This is a genomic window from Parvibaculum sp., assembly GCF_002684405.1.
In the GTDB taxonomy this organism is placed as follows: Bacteria; Pseudomonadota; Alphaproteobacteria; order Parvibaculales; family Parvibaculaceae; genus Parvibaculum.
In genome coordinates this window covers 1-12,812 of sequence record NZ_NYVD01000010.1, presented here as the reverse complement: position 1 = coordinate 12,812, position 12,812 = coordinate 1, and the positions used below count along the sequence as shown (strand labels likewise).

Genomic DNA, 12,812 nt, shown 5'->3' with positions numbered 1-12,812 from the left:
GGGGCTGATCGGCCAGTTGCAGCAGGAACAGGCCGACGAACTGGTGAAGATCGCCCTGGAAGCGGGGATTAACTTTATCGATACCGCCAACATCTATGGCTTCGGGGCCAGCGAGCGCATCGTCGGCCAGTCCCTGAAGAACCTCGGCGTTCGCCGGGAAGATGTCGTGCTGGCCACCAAGGTGCTCGGCCCGATGGGCGAGGGCCCCAATGCCCGTGGCGCTTCCCGCGGCCACATCATGAATGAATGCAAGGCGAGCCTGGCGCGCCTGCAAACGGATTATATCGACCTGTACCAGATCCACGGTTTTGACCCGGCCACCCCGATCGAGGAAACCCTGGAGGCACTGAACACCCTGGTGCGACAGGGCCATGTGCGGTACGTGGGTCTGTCCAACTGGGCCGCCTGGCAGGTGATGAAAGCCATCGGCATCAGCCAGGCCCGCAACCTGTGCCCGATCATATCCCTGCAGGCCCACTATACCCTCGTGGGTCGCGACCTGGAGCGGGATATTATTCCGATGCTGGAATCTGAGAACGTCGGTCTGATGGTGTGGAGCCCGCTGGCAGGCGGTTATCTGTCCGGTAAATACGAGGGGCCGGACGTGTCCGAGGAAAACCGGCGTGCCAAGTTTGACTTTCCGCCTGTCGACCGTGAGCGGGGCAGCGACGTCATCAAGGTGATGCGGGAGATTGCCGGCGGAAAGCAGATCGACGGCGAGCCGGTTACCGTGGCCCAAATAGCCCTGGCGTGGCTGCTACACCAGAAGCCTGTATCCAGTATTATCGTTGGCGCCAAGCGGCCGGAGCAGCTGAAAGCCAATATCCAGGCAGCGCAGATCCGGTTGTCTGGCGAGGAACTTAATACGCTCGACGAGGTGAGCCGTATACCGGAGGAGTATCCGGGCTGGATGATGAAAATGATGGCCGGGTATAGGGACTCTACTGAGTCCTGATTCTTCACATCGCGCTGCGCCCCGGCGGCGCAGCCGCTCAACTTGAGAAGTGGCCTATGCTGTCAACACGTAAACGTCCGTGACTACTTCAATCTTCTATCTGTAAGCGAAACCAGAGTGCATAAAGCGCCGGAACAAACAACAGCGTGATCAGAGTGCCGACCGCCACGCCCCCTATAAGGACATAAGCCAGCGGCCCCCAGAACAGGTCAAAGGTCAGAGGTACAAACGCCAGAACGGCCGCCAGGGCAGTGAGCACCACGGGGCGGGCGCGTTGGACTGCCGCCTCGACCACGGCTTCCCGGGCAACCATCCCTGCTTTGAAGTTGTCCTGCACCTGTTGGGTCAGAATCATGGTATTTCGCATCAGGATGCCGCCCAGGCCAATCAGTCCCAGCAACGCGGTAAAGCCAAAGGGTTGGTTAAACAGCAGCAAAGCCAGCACAGCGCCAATCAGCCCCAGTGGCGCGGTGGCCAGAACGGTCAATGTGCCGATAAAGGAACGCATCTGAAGCATGATGAAGATCAGCATCAACGCCAACATCACCGGTTGTAATGTCTGGATGGACGCATTGGCTTTGGCTGATTGCTCCACCGTACCGCCGATTTCAATACGGTAACCCTCCGGCAACTGTTCACGCAGGCCAGTCATCGCACTCCAGATCTCCTTGGTGACATCCGGTGGCTGGGCACCTTCTACATCGGCCTGAACGGCCAGGAAGAGGTCACGGTTGTAACGCTTTATAACGGGCTCCTCATAGCGAACCTGCCACTTGCCCAGTTGCTGTGCGGAAAGTTTGCGGCCGTCGCGGGTCTTGATTTCAAGATCTTCGGGCATCATCACTTCGCCACGGGCATTACGCGCCACCAGTTGAACGCTCCTTATTCCCTGACGTAGCTCGGTGACGGCCACTCCGCGAAGTTGGAACTGCAGTTGCCGGGCAACTTCTGCCGGGGTCAGGCCGATCCAACCCAGGTTTTCCGGGTCCAACTCAAGATAGAGAGTGGGTACGCGCTCATCCCATTCGAGATGCGGCATGACGATATTCGGATGCCCGGTCATAAGAGTCCGGATCTGGTGCGCGATCTCTCTGAGTTGATCTGGTTCCGGGCCCAACACTCGAAAACTGACCGGCCAGGCCACCGGGGGACCATACAGCAAACGCGTTACCCGCACTCGTGCCTCCGGAAACTCACCCACCGCGATTCTGGTTTCCAGCGCCGAGATGATGCGATCGCGCCCTTCAACGTCCTGCCCGATGGCAATCAGCTTGGCAAATGCCGGGTCCGGCTGCTCGGGGTTGGCAGATACGAAAAACCGGGGGGCACCGGCACCGATGTAAGCGGAAAGGCTTTTCACCTCCGGCATGTCCATCAATATCGCTTCCAGGCGTCTGACACTTTCATCTGTGGTAGCGATAGCGCTTCCCTGTGGAGCAAAGACGCTGACCAAAACTTCGGGGCGATCAGAACTCGGAAAAAACTGCTTCTGCACCTGAGTTGCCATACCGAAAGCACTGATCACCAGCAAACCCAACGTGATAAAAACGACGGTTTTCCGGTATTGTACACACGCGGCAATGACCCCACGCAACCGCTGATAAAAAGCGCTTTGGTAAAGGTCCTGGCCACCATGACCGGGATAGTTGGGCAAAAGCTTGACGCCCAGATAAGGCGTGAAGGTTACCGCCACTACCCAGGAAATCAACAACGAAAAAGCCAGCACCCAGAAAATGTTGCCGGTGTATTCCCCGACACCGGACTGGGCAAATCCGATGGGGACAAATCCGGCCACCGTCACCAATGTTCCAAACAGCATGGGAGCAGCTGTTACGCTCCAGGCATGACTGGCGGCCCGTACCCGGTCCCAGCCGCTCTCCATTTTAACAATCATCATTTCAATGGCGATGATCGCATCGTCCACTAACAGGCCCAATGCGATAATCAACGCGCCCAGGGTGATGCGGTCCAGGTTAATGCCCGCCATTTTCATCAATAAAAAGGTCAGGCCGAGAGTGACGGGAATCGCGATGCCCACCACCAAACCCGCGCGCAGACCGATCGCCAGTATGCTGACCCCCATCACGACGACCAGCGCCACCAGAAACTTGACCTGAAAAAGATCAACCGCCTGAGTGATGGCTTCGGCCTGGTCGGTCAGGGTCTGTATTGACATCCCCAGGGGCAGCCTGGCCTGTTCAGTATTGACAAACTCGCGCAGGCGCTCGCCAAACGCCAGGCCATTTTCGCCCGCCTCCATGACGACGCCCAGGAGGATCGCATCCTCACCGCTGGAACGGACGATGTAGTTCAGCGGATCTTCATAGCCCAAACGCACCTCGGCCAGATCAGACACGGTGATAAGCTGGTCTCCGATACGCAGAGGTACTGAGGCGAGGCGCTCAAGGTCAGACAGGTCGATGTTGCTGCGGATGTAAACCCGCGGGCCGGCCAGATCAACAAAGCCAAGAGGCTCAAGACGATTGTTGGCCTCTATCGCCTGTAACACGTCTTCTGCCGACAAACCGAGGTTGTTGAGCCGGTCCTGATCAAACTCGAGATACACCCGCTCAGGACGCTCCGCCAGGAGCTGTGCTTTTTGCAAGCCGGGCAACCGCTGCAGGCGATCTCGTATCGACTCTGCCTCGCGGGTCAGTTCACGCATTGGCATGCCGGGTGCCGTCAGGGCCAGCAGGGAGAAATACACATCCGCAAAATCGTCGTTAACGATAGGCCCGATCACGCCCCGGGGCAGGTTGGGCCTCTCATCGGACATGCGTTTGCGAACCTGGTAGAAGAGGTCAGGCACTTTTTCACTGGGGGTGTAATCCTGGAACCGGATAAGCATGGAGGCCTGTCCCGGCCGAATAGTGGTTTCAACGGTATCGAAATAGGCCACCTCCTGAATTCGCTTTTCCAGACGATCCACGACCTGATTCTGCAGCACTTCGGGTGTAGCTCCTGGCCAGACCACAGAGACCACCATCGACCGGACGGTGAACGCAGGATCTTCCGCCCGACCAAGGGACGAGAACGCATAGAAGCCGGCAACAACGGACAGCAAAAGAAAAAAGAGGGTGACCGAACGCTCGCGCACTGCCAGCGCGGAGAGATTAGGCAGGCTCATCGCGCCAGCTCCCGCACCGCCATGCCAGGAGTGAGCAGGTGTGTCCCCAACGCGACAATGGACGTTCCCGCATTGATATCGGCCCTGATCTGCGCATATTCCTCGCCCAGATCGATTACCTCGACCGCAAGGGGGTTCACCGTGCCGTCGGAGACCAGCCAGACCTGCGGCGTTTGCCCTCTCTCATCCAGGGCACCCAGAGGTACGCGATGGCTGGGCGCGGTTTGCTTCTGTGCTAACCGGACACTCACCACCGATCCCAGGGTTAAAGATGAGGGGTAGGGCCCCTCCAGGCTGTATCGGGCACGCCAGCTCAGGCTTCTGGGGTCGGCAGCCCCGGCAATCTCTCTCAGACTCACAGCAAGCTGTTCGCCAGTGGGTAAAGGAATATAACCGCGCCTGGGTGGGTTACTGCCCTCTGGCAAAAAAACCTCCACTTCCAGCGATTGATCTTCAGCCAGAACGGCAAGTGTTTGTCCGACCCCCACCACCTGACCGGGTTCAACGATGACCTCAGTGACCACACCTGTGTTGGACGCTTTTAGTTCCGCATACCCCAGAGCATTCTGAGCCTGCTGATTGCGCGCAGAAGCCGTTTCCACCTGGCTGCGCGCCTCGCGCTCTGCCAATTCAAGGCGTTGCAGGGTTTGTTCGCTGACAAACTGACGTCCTACGAGTTGCTGCTGACGCTGGAGCTCATTGGTGGCAATGGCCTGGGCTGCTTCTGATCGCTTGAGTTCCGCGGCAGCTCCCCCCGCCGTTGCCACAAGGTCTCGTGTGTCGAGCTTGAACAGTAAGTCGCCTTTTTTCACGCGCTGACCGGCATCGATAAAACGCTGTTGAATCCGGCCGGAGATCTGAAAGGCCTGAGGAACTTCGTGGCGGCCTCGCAGGGTTCCGGAAAATCTCTGCGCTGTTGGGTCTGCCGCCTTTAGAACAACTGTTTTTACCCAGGGGATAGAGGCGAGAGCCTCTGGGGGCGGTTCCGAAGACTGCTGACAACCAGACAGAAGGAGCAGCGAGATAAACAGTGTCAGCATACAGCGCATGGCAGGTGTCCTGATTGGCAAAATCCAGGTGTGGGTATCAGTTCTCGCGGCATCCGGATAAAGCAAGCTGCAGGATGGCGTCGCGAACGGTGTCGTTCTGCTCCATGGGCAGAAAATGGGTTGTACCTTCAACCACCCGCACGCCAGCCGAGGGCAGCAGGGTCTGCAGCCGTTGTCGGGCCGCCGGCGAGAAGGTTGACCCGCGTTCTGCAGCCAGCGCAATAACCGGGCACCGCAACCGACGAATACCGGGCCACGGGTTGTGTTCGGTATGGGCAAACGTAGTACTTTCCCACTCCGGGCTACACGCCAATTGAACTTGATCGTCCTGCGGCACGAAGGCGTGTTGGACGTAGGCTTCCAGCCATGCTTCAGGCCAGGTTTTGAAACCACCGCGACCTCGATAGTTGTCCAGCGCGGCAGTGTGCGAGTCGAACACCCTGCGCCGACGTGCCGCTCCGGCGGCCAGTGACAACCGATGTGACTGGCGCAGCAGTTTGGCCAGCCCCAACTTCAGGCCCTGCACTGGATCCATGATCACGGGTTCCGCCAGAATCAGGCCCAGCACTTTGTCAGGCCGGCGGGCAGCGGCCATGATGCTGGTGGTGGCACCGATGGAATGGCCGGCAAGCCAGACCGGCTCGTCCTGGCTATCCAGCAGAGCCGTCATATCTCGATAGTAGGTATCCCAGCCCCGGAATGTCGAAACATTCGCCGCACCGGCGCTGGCGCCATGCCCCCGCATGTCCCAGGCCAGGACATTGACGTCCGTGGCAAGCTCGTCAAGGAGGGGGTGGTACAGGTGGCCATGGAAACCCGTGGCATGCGCCCAGTGCAGCGTGGGGCGCGCTTTGGATTGCGGCCAGCGCCACAGTGCGATGTCGGCGCCATCCGTCGCCTGGAATTCGTCGCGTTCAGGTGTGTTGTGCTTAATGTCCATGTCGGTCTTCTTGTTGGGCGGCCATTGTCGGGAGCAATAACTGAACCTGACCCGTGGCGATCGGTTTGTTCTCATCGCCTTGCCAGCAGGTCACCTGGACCAGGCTGGTCCGCCTGCCTTGCCGAATAATGTCGGCCCTGGCGAACGTCGATCGGGCCTGCGCGGAGCGGAGGTAATTGATGTGGCTGTCGAGAATGCGCGGGCAACGTGTCTCCGTATCCTGGCTTTGCGCAGCCACCCGCGCGGTGAGTTCGATCAGGGCCCCAAGCACGCCGCCATGGAGCGCGGGTAGCATGAAGTTGCCAATCAGCGCTTCACGACACGGCAAATGAACCAATACACCTGCATCACCGCGCTGAACCTCAAGCCCGAGGTGCCGTGCGTAGGGAATACGCTCCAGCAGAGCCTGCCAGTCAGCACATTCTTTCCCACTTTCCGCAGCGCCAGAGATGTGTTGTGCCGAATCGCCAGTCGTGCTCATGCGCTCTCCTTTCCCCGTCCACCGGCATGGAATTGCTGGCCCTGGGTGTTGCGCATGAAGGTGGCATTTGCCGTCGCCAGCAACTCACGATTGCCCTCGCTAAGGATGTCACAATGAATAAACGCGACCTCGTCCGTTAAATGTCGGCAGGTAGCCACCGCTAACAGGGCCTGGTCGCCGCTGGCAGGGCGCAGATAATCCATGCGCAGATCCAGCGTGGCAATGGGCATCAACTCCAGGGCCCCCGCGAATACCGCCAAGCCTCCGGCGGAGTCTGCCAGCGAGTAAAGTACGCTGGTGCAGATTTCTTTCGTATCCTCTTGGGCGAACATCCATGACTGTGGCGTCAGACGCATACAGACCTGGCCCTGGTCTACCGAGACAACCTGCATACCCAGCTCCCTGCCGTGGGGAACCTGCTCGGTGAACTGCCACGCCGTCGCCACAGCGTTACTGTGCTGAGCTCTGTTCGGCTTGGTCATCAGATCTGCCCAGCCTGGCATGCCTTTCGTACCGGGGCGGAGGTGATGGGAAACCACTGATTTTCATCGATCATTGCCATGTCATTGTCTTCCGAATAGTATTGTTGCTGGATTTTGGTTGGTTAACCAACCAAAAGTCAAGGCTATGTTTGCGGACCAATGGCACGCCGCCTGGGTCATGGCGTACGATCAGTGCAGCAAGTCTGGTGGCGACCGCTCTGATGAATAATAAATGGGCTTGCTGAGGAGATACTTAAGCGATGGTTAACAGACAGATTACTTCCGCAGGCAAACCGGGCGACCAGGGCGACGTTTTGTCTAATGCAGCCCGGCTTTTTCGGGAGAAAGGGTTTGAAAGGACGTCGCTCAAAGAGATTGCCGAGGCCTGCAATATGCTGCCCGGAAGTCTGTATTATCGTTACAACAGCAAGGAAGCGCTGCTTGTCGAGCTGATGCGCCGGGGAGTCGACCTGGTAACCGCAGAGGTCGAGTCGGCTTACGCCAGCTCGGACGACCCGGTTGAGCGTATGCGTCTTTGTATCAACGCGCATCTGCGAGCCCTGTTGTTAGATTCGGATGCGGTTTACGTGCTGTTGTTTGAATGGCGAGCGCTGGGCCCGGAGGCTCGTAAGGAAATCATCGAACTGCGTGACCAGTACGAGTCCCTGTGGGCCGGTATCCTCGAAACAATGATTGCGCAGGGCGTGGTCCGGAAGAATGTTGNNGGCCGCTTGCTTCGCCTGATAGGNCTTGGGGCACTCAACTGGGTTGCAACCTGGTTCGACCCGAACGGGGCCCAGTCACTCGACGCCATTGGTGATTTGATCTGGCAGATCGCTATGGACGGTGTCATCAATAAAGGAGTCAAGGCATAGGGTAAACACTGCCGGAAAATGTCTCGGTACTCAGAAGTGATACGCAGCCGACACAGTTCCAAAAGAAAGTGCATCTTTATTGCTTTCATCCTGACTGGTCGTCGCTCTGAGTGTGATGGCAATCTGGATTCCAGGCGAATGCCAGCCAACGCCCACGCCACCCAGACCGACAACAGGACGCTGGTCATAATCGTAGCGCCCTGACTGCTCCTCCAGATAGGAATAGGGTATGAATTCCATACCCAAACCAATGAACACGGACCAACCCGAGCCGGGGGCATTCAGTGAGCCCGGCAGGGCAATGGTTGAAGAGGCTCCTGCATAATCCGGGATGATATTGGCGGGCAAGTTAGTGCCGATTCGCCAAGACATACCCAGCTCGCCACTGCTGACGAAATTCGACAGCCTGCCACCGGTTACCCAAGCCATCTCTTGGTGCACCCCACTGCCGATATTTTCGCGAAACAACCGCCGAGCATGAAAGGCGTGCACTTCGCCAATGACATCAGTGCCCAGCTGGTTATCCCAGCCATTCGGATTGGTGCTGCCGGTCAGTTTGTGGACCCATTTCTGCGTTGCTTCGGCGCCGGAATTCGGTCCAACGACACCCAGACCGATGCCATAGCCGGTCAGGGATTCTGAACTCCAGCTCCAGAGAGTGATTGAGCCAGAGAGGTAGCCGACGTAAGGCAAGTCTTCATAAATCGGCCCAGATGCTTGTATGTTCTCTGGGGTGACCATCAGTTGGCTCAAGCTGAAAGTCAAGGCATGAGCGTTGCCCGTCCGACCAATAACGGGCAACCAATCCATTGCGTTTCTGGCGCTTCTGGCCAGACACACCTCGCAGTTGTTGTTTTCTGCCGAGGCACTCAGATAGGACAATCGACCACCATTGGTATACCCCTTATCCGAGCCGGTCAGAAGGTCGTTGTCCCAGGAAATGCTAAAGGCCCCGGAACTGGCCCCGGCAAATTCGGGAATAAGTGCAAACAAAAAAATGATCAACCTCAAGAGAGCTTTGTCCCGTTAAAAGCGATAGTTCATCAATAATCCGCCGAAGCCCTGAACATGATCTCCAATATCCGCAACTATCGGACTGTCTTTGGCCTCTCCAGTCAGGTAAGCCACTCCCGCAAGACCGGTCAGTGACCAATCAGCACTTAGGCGGTAAGTCATGGCGCCGCCAAAACGTATGCGCAGGTAACCTTTATCAACGTCATAGGCGCTCAGCCCGGAGCGGGCGCTCTCTGCCTCGGATATTCCAAACTTGCTCTCCGTCCAGCGCTCACTGCTATAAATGAGGCCCGGACCGGCCGACAAGAAAAGGTTTTCTGTCAGCGGGGTTCGCCAACTTCCCTTAAGTGTCAACTGATAGCCGTCGACGTCACCGGTGTCTTTACCGACGCGCTGTAATTGAAAGGCCCGTCCTCCAGGGCAACGCGCAAACCAATGGCAGCCCCACTGTCCACCTTATCAAGGTTGCTCAGGTCATCCTCATTATCACGGCCCCCGACATAGCCGATGTAGGTCGACAGCGACCATGCGCCATAATTAATAAAGTTCCAGCCGAGGCCATCGCGGATATTCAGATAGAACCGGTCGTCATAACTCAGGTTCAGGTTGGGCAGGCCTCGGGTTTCATAGTCGTCACTGCCAAGATAGTCCGGCGCATAGAAGGCTCCCGCCCCGATGCTGCCATCCCAGTCTGGGCTGGTCATGGCATTCTGCCAGTCAGCGGCTGCAAACACGGTGGGGCTGAGCACTACCAATGACAGGGCCATCGCTGTGGGGGCGTATTTGTTTCGTAACATAAAGCTAGCGTCCTCAGTTTCGGGTTGGATCGTCGATGGTTTCATCGTCCTCGGCCAGAGCTTCGATGCCTGGCGCCGATGCACTGAGCCAGCGGTTCAGATTCATCAAATCCTGTGGGCTGAGGGTGCCGGCGGACTGTTTCAGGTTAAGAGTGTTGAGTACGTAGTCGTAGCGGGCATTGGCATAGTTTTGCAGGGCTTCGTAATAGTCCCGTTCGGCATCCAGCACTTCGACGATGTTGCGAGTGCCGACTTCTTACCCCGCACGGGTAGCGTCCAGTGCACTGCGGCGCGAGATGATGGTCTGTTCGAGTGCCGAGGCGGATTCGATATTGGTATTGACCTGACGAAACAGACTGCGGGTGTTGACCCGCACGTCCCGACGAACGGTATTCAGGGCCTGATCGGCCACCGTGACCAGTGATCGCTGTTGCCGCACTCCGGCCTGTGTTCCGCCGCCGAGGTACAACGGCACGTTCAGGGTCAGACTGATCACGCCCTCAGTGGTCGTTCCATTGCCAGAGCGGGTGGCGCCTCCACTGCCGGCGGTGGAACCCGTGCCGCCGGGCCCGAGGCCGTTGATGTCTGTTTCACCGTAAGAGGCGTTCAGGTCCAGCGTCGGGTAATGCCCCGCCTTGCGGCTTTCAAGGGTGGACTTGCTGGCATCGAGCTCAAGCAGGGCGGTCTGGATTTCCCAATTCTGTCCCAACGCGATCTTCTCCCACTCTGTGGGATTCGCGGGCGCGGGTCTGGCCAGAGGGAATTCCTGGCGCAGGTTGTCCAGTTGTTCGGTGTATTCTCCGGTCAAGCGGGCAAGATCTTCCCGGGCGATGTCCAAGTCACTTTCGGCGGCAATACGCCGGCTTTTGGAATCATCGTAGCTGGCGCGGGCCTCATACACTTCGGTAATGGCGATCAGGCCGACATCGAAACGCTCCTGAGCTTGCTCGTACTGTCTGCCTATAGCTGTCTCGGTGGCCTGTGCAGTGGTCAGCGCATCTGCCGCCCGCAACACATTGAAGTAACCTTCGGCAACGTCGAGGATCAACTGCTGCTGCGCCAGGTTGTAACGGGCTCGGGCGGCCTCGCTCCGAATCTGGCTGGTTTCAAAATCAAACCAGGCGTCAGCGCGGAACAGCGGCTGAGTCAGTTCAACGCCGTAGCTGAAAGTTTTGTACGAGTCTTCGCTGGCGTTGTCCGGATCGATATCTGTGTGCCTGGCATCACCAAACGCATTGAGCCGGGGCAAAAGGTTGGCGCGGCTAACATCAATGCCGGCCTGTTCTGCCTGCAGGGTAGCTCGGGATTCGGCGATGCCGGAATCGTAGGTAAGCGCTTTCTCATAGGTTTCGACCAGGTTCATGGCCGGCACGTGCTGGGCTGCAAGCGCCGCCATCAGGCCAGGCAACAGGCGTTTGTTCATGGGGTTTCCTTGTTTGTTTGGAATGGCTCGTTTTCAGGGCAGAGGCCCCGGAACAATGTATCGACCAGGCATTCCGCTTCGGCGCTCAGGTCGTAGGCGTCAGGATTCCTGAGCCAATCAACGTAGATGCCCAGCATTTGGGTATGCAGCGAACGGGCGGCCTGACTGGCGGTTAGTGATGAATGGGGGGGGTGATTGCTGAAAAACCGCGTCAGTGTATCAATAGACTCCTGCGTCATTTCATCCTGCAGCCGCAGACCGTGTTCGGATTCCGTGTGGTGAAACAGGATCTTGTAGACACGGAAGTGGCGTTGATCCTTAACGAGGGTCTGAAGCGCATACACACACAGGTTTCTGAGTGTCCGAAGGTCACCAGTGCGCTCGTCAGCGGCGTTTTCAGTCATCTCTGCCATCGGCAATCGAACCCGCTCGAGCATGGCCTTGAAAACATGCGATTTATTCTGGAAGTGCCAGTAAATCGCGCCACGGGTGACCTGGGCGGTGCGGGCGATTTCCTCCAGTGAGGCCCGGGCCACGCCCTTGTTGAGAAAGACCTGCTCTGCTGCGTCCAGCAAAGCCTGATAGGTGACTTCAGCTTCCGCCTTGGTTTTTCTGGCCATGGTGAATATCCGTCATTCTGAGTGTAGGCCCCACCGCTAAAGTGCATACGGGTCCGTTTGTCTTGGGCGCCATCATGCCAAAGTTTTTTGCATACATCCATGAATGTAGGTATTGTCCCATCAATTCGAACAACGTTTACCCAAGGAGAACTCCGTCATGCCGTCGCATGCTGCCCTACTGTATTCCTCCAGATCACTACGTCGAACATTATTGCTTTCTGTGCTTGTGGCCGGTCTGGCTGCCTGCAGCGGTGACAATAATCAAAACGCTGGGGAGGGCAGTGGCAGGCCAGCCCCGGAGGTCATCGTGGAAACGGCTGAAACAACCGACGTGACAGTGCGCCAGGACTATGCCGGTCGGGCTCGCGGGGCTCGGGAAGTAGAAGTTCGCGCCCGGATTCAGGGCATCCTCGAGGAACGCCTGTATCGCGAAGGCCAGATTGTCAGTGAGGGTGACTCTCTGTTCCGCATTGACCCCAAGCCTTCGGAAGCCGCACTGCAGGGAGCAAAGGCTCAACGCCAGGTGGCGGAAGCGGATCTCCGCCAGGCTGAGCGGGAATGGAATCGCATATCCTCGTTGTACGAGCGTAATGCCGTCAGTGAACGGGATCGTGACTCCGCCCGTTCCGCCCTGGAACTGGCCCAGGCCAATCTGGCTGTTGCCGAGGCAGGCGTTACGGTAGCTGAACTGAATTTGGGGTATACCGACGTCAGGGCTCCGGTCAATGGCGTGACCAGCCTTGAAGATCTGCCCGAAGGGAGCCTGATTAGGGCCACCTCACGAAACGGAAAATATCGCACGCTAAGCGCTCTGGCGGCGTTCGGAGCGGACACACCGGGCAATGTCAGCCGGGAAGCGCTAGAGGGGTATAACCAGTGGCGGGAGGAAAGGGCCGCTTGAACTATATAGATGCCTAATGTTTATACTATAAAGTTGTTTCACTCGATTTTGACCAACCAACCATGAGATACGCCCATGAAAATCGTTAAAGTTCAGGACATCATTGGTACCGAGCGTGAAGTCAGCGACAAGCAGTGGACCAGCCGCC

The 12,812-nt window shown here is 57.8% G+C and carries 12 protein-coding genes and 1 pseudogene; 3 read left to right on the top strand and 10 right to left on the bottom strand.

Annotated elements, in window-relative coordinates:
- Positions 1–955, top strand: a 955-nt coding sequence (locus CMI59_RS01210) for an aldo/keto reductase (protein WP_293323596.1), incomplete at its 5' end; no start/stop codon positions are given.
- 88 nt (positions 956–1,043) lie between these two features.
- On the opposite strand, the gene CMI59_RS01205 is transcribed toward CMI59_RS01210, so the two are convergent.
- The 5 genes from CMI59_RS01205 to CMI59_RS01185 are packed head-to-tail and all read right to left on the bottom strand — an operon-like array spanning position 1,044 to position 7,034.
- A complete protein-coding gene (locus tag CMI59_RS01205) occupies positions 1,044–4,082 on the bottom strand; it encodes an efflux RND transporter permease subunit (protein ID WP_293323594.1) in 3,039 nt (1,012 codons plus the stop codon).
- Positions 4,079–5,131 carry an efflux RND transporter periplasmic adaptor subunit gene (locus CMI59_RS01200; protein ID WP_293323592.1) on the bottom strand — a complete coding sequence of 351 codons (1,053 nt, stop codon included), beginning with the start codon at positions 5,129–5,131 and terminating at the stop codon, positions 4,079–4,081. The genes CMI59_RS01205 and CMI59_RS01200 overlap by 4 nt, the downstream gene beginning before the upstream one ends.
- Positions 5,132–5,168: 37 nt before the next feature.
- On the bottom strand, positions 5,169–6,071 hold the full coding sequence (locus CMI59_RS01195) for an alpha/beta hydrolase (RefSeq protein WP_293323589.1): 903 nt from the start codon (positions 6,069–6,071) through the stop codon (positions 5,169–5,171).
- Positions 6,061–6,552, bottom strand: a complete 492-nt coding sequence (locus CMI59_RS01190) for a PaaI family thioesterase (RefSeq protein ID WP_293323586.1) — start codon at positions 6,550–6,552, stop codon at positions 6,061–6,063. The genes CMI59_RS01195 and CMI59_RS01190 overlap by 11 nt, the downstream gene beginning before the upstream one ends.
- Positions 6,549–7,034, bottom strand: a complete 486-nt coding sequence (locus CMI59_RS01185) for a PaaI family thioesterase (protein WP_293323583.1) — start codon at positions 7,032–7,034, stop codon at positions 6,549–6,551. Before CMI59_RS01185 ends, CMI59_RS01190 begins: the two co-directional genes overlap by 4 nt.
- Before the next feature lie 260 nt (positions 7,035–7,294).
- Here CMI59_RS01185 and CMI59_RS01180 point away from each other — a divergent pair, with 260 nt between their 5' ends.
- Positions 7,295–7,909, top strand: coding sequence for a TetR/AcrR family transcriptional regulator (locus CMI59_RS01180; RefSeq protein WP_293323580.1), 615 nt, complete (start codon positions 7,295–7,297; stop codon positions 7,907–7,909).
- 30 nt (positions 7,910–7,939) lie between these two features.
- On the opposite strand, the gene CMI59_RS01175 is transcribed toward CMI59_RS01180, so the two are convergent.
- The 5 genes and pseudogenes from CMI59_RS01175 to CMI59_RS01155 form a co-directional block, all read right to left on the bottom strand.
- A complete protein-coding gene (locus tag CMI59_RS01175; RefSeq protein WP_052479599.1) occupies positions 7,940–8,920 on the bottom strand; it encodes a lipid A deacylase LpxR family protein in 981 nt (326 codons plus the stop codon).
- Between the two features lie 15 nt (positions 8,921–8,935).
- The gene (locus CMI59_RS01170) at positions 8,936–9,277 is read right to left on the bottom strand and encodes a MipA/OmpV family protein (protein ID WP_293323575.1); all 342 of its coding nucleotides are present in this window, start codon (positions 9,275–9,277) and stop codon (positions 8,936–8,938) included.
- Positions 9,274–9,627, bottom strand: a complete 354-nt coding sequence (locus tag CMI59_RS01165) for a MipA/OmpV family protein (protein ID WP_293323572.1) — start codon at positions 9,625–9,627, stop codon at positions 9,274–9,276. Before CMI59_RS01165 ends, CMI59_RS01170 begins: the two co-directional genes overlap by 4 nt.
- A 106-nt stretch (positions 9,628–9,733) precedes the next feature.
- Positions 9,734–11,083: pseudogene (locus CMI59_RS01160) on the bottom strand (TolC family outer membrane protein).
- 56 nt (positions 11,084–11,139) lie between these two features.
- Positions 11,140–11,763, bottom strand: coding sequence for a TetR family transcriptional regulator (locus CMI59_RS01155; protein WP_293323569.1), 624 nt, complete (start codon positions 11,761–11,763; stop codon positions 11,140–11,142).
- Between the two features lie 307 nt (positions 11,764–12,070).
- On the opposite strand from CMI59_RS01155, the gene CMI59_RS01150 reads away from it, so the two are divergent.
- Positions 12,071–12,664 carry an efflux RND transporter periplasmic adaptor subunit gene (locus CMI59_RS01150; protein WP_293323566.1) on the top strand — a complete coding sequence of 198 codons (594 nt, stop codon included), beginning with the start codon at positions 12,071–12,073 and terminating at the stop codon, positions 12,662–12,664.
- Positions 12,665–12,812: the final 148 nt, after the last annotated feature.

What these genes read in the sequence shown, in the direction of transcription:
- CMI59_RS01205 (WP_293323594.1), bottom strand. Translation starts at nt 4,082, where the DNA reads ATGAGCCTGCCTAATCTCTCCGCGCTGGCAGTGCGCGAGCGTTCGGTC.
- CMI59_RS01200 (WP_293323592.1), bottom strand. Translation starts at nt 5,131, where the DNA reads ATGCGCTGTATGCTGACACTGTTTATCTCGCTGCTCCTTCTGTCTGGT.
- CMI59_RS01195 (WP_293323589.1), bottom strand. Translation starts at nt 6,071, where the DNA reads ATGGACATTAAGCACAACACACCTGAACGCGACGAATTCCAGGCGACG.
- CMI59_RS01190 (WP_293323586.1), bottom strand. Translation starts at nt 6,552, where the DNA reads ATGAGCACGACTGGCGATTCGGCACAACACATCTCTGGCGCTGCGGAA.
- CMI59_RS01185 (WP_293323583.1), bottom strand. Translation starts at nt 7,034, where the DNA reads ATGACCAAGCCGAACAGAGCTCAGCACAGTAACGCTGTGGCGACGGCG.
- CMI59_RS01165 (WP_293323572.1), bottom strand. Translation starts at nt 9,627, where the DNA reads ATGACCAGCCCAGACTGGGATGGCAGCATCGGGGCGGGAGCCTTCTAT.
- CMI59_RS01155 (WP_293323569.1), bottom strand. Translation starts at nt 11,763, where the DNA reads ATGGCCAGAAAAACCAAGGCGGAAGCTGAAGTCACCTATCAGGCTTTG.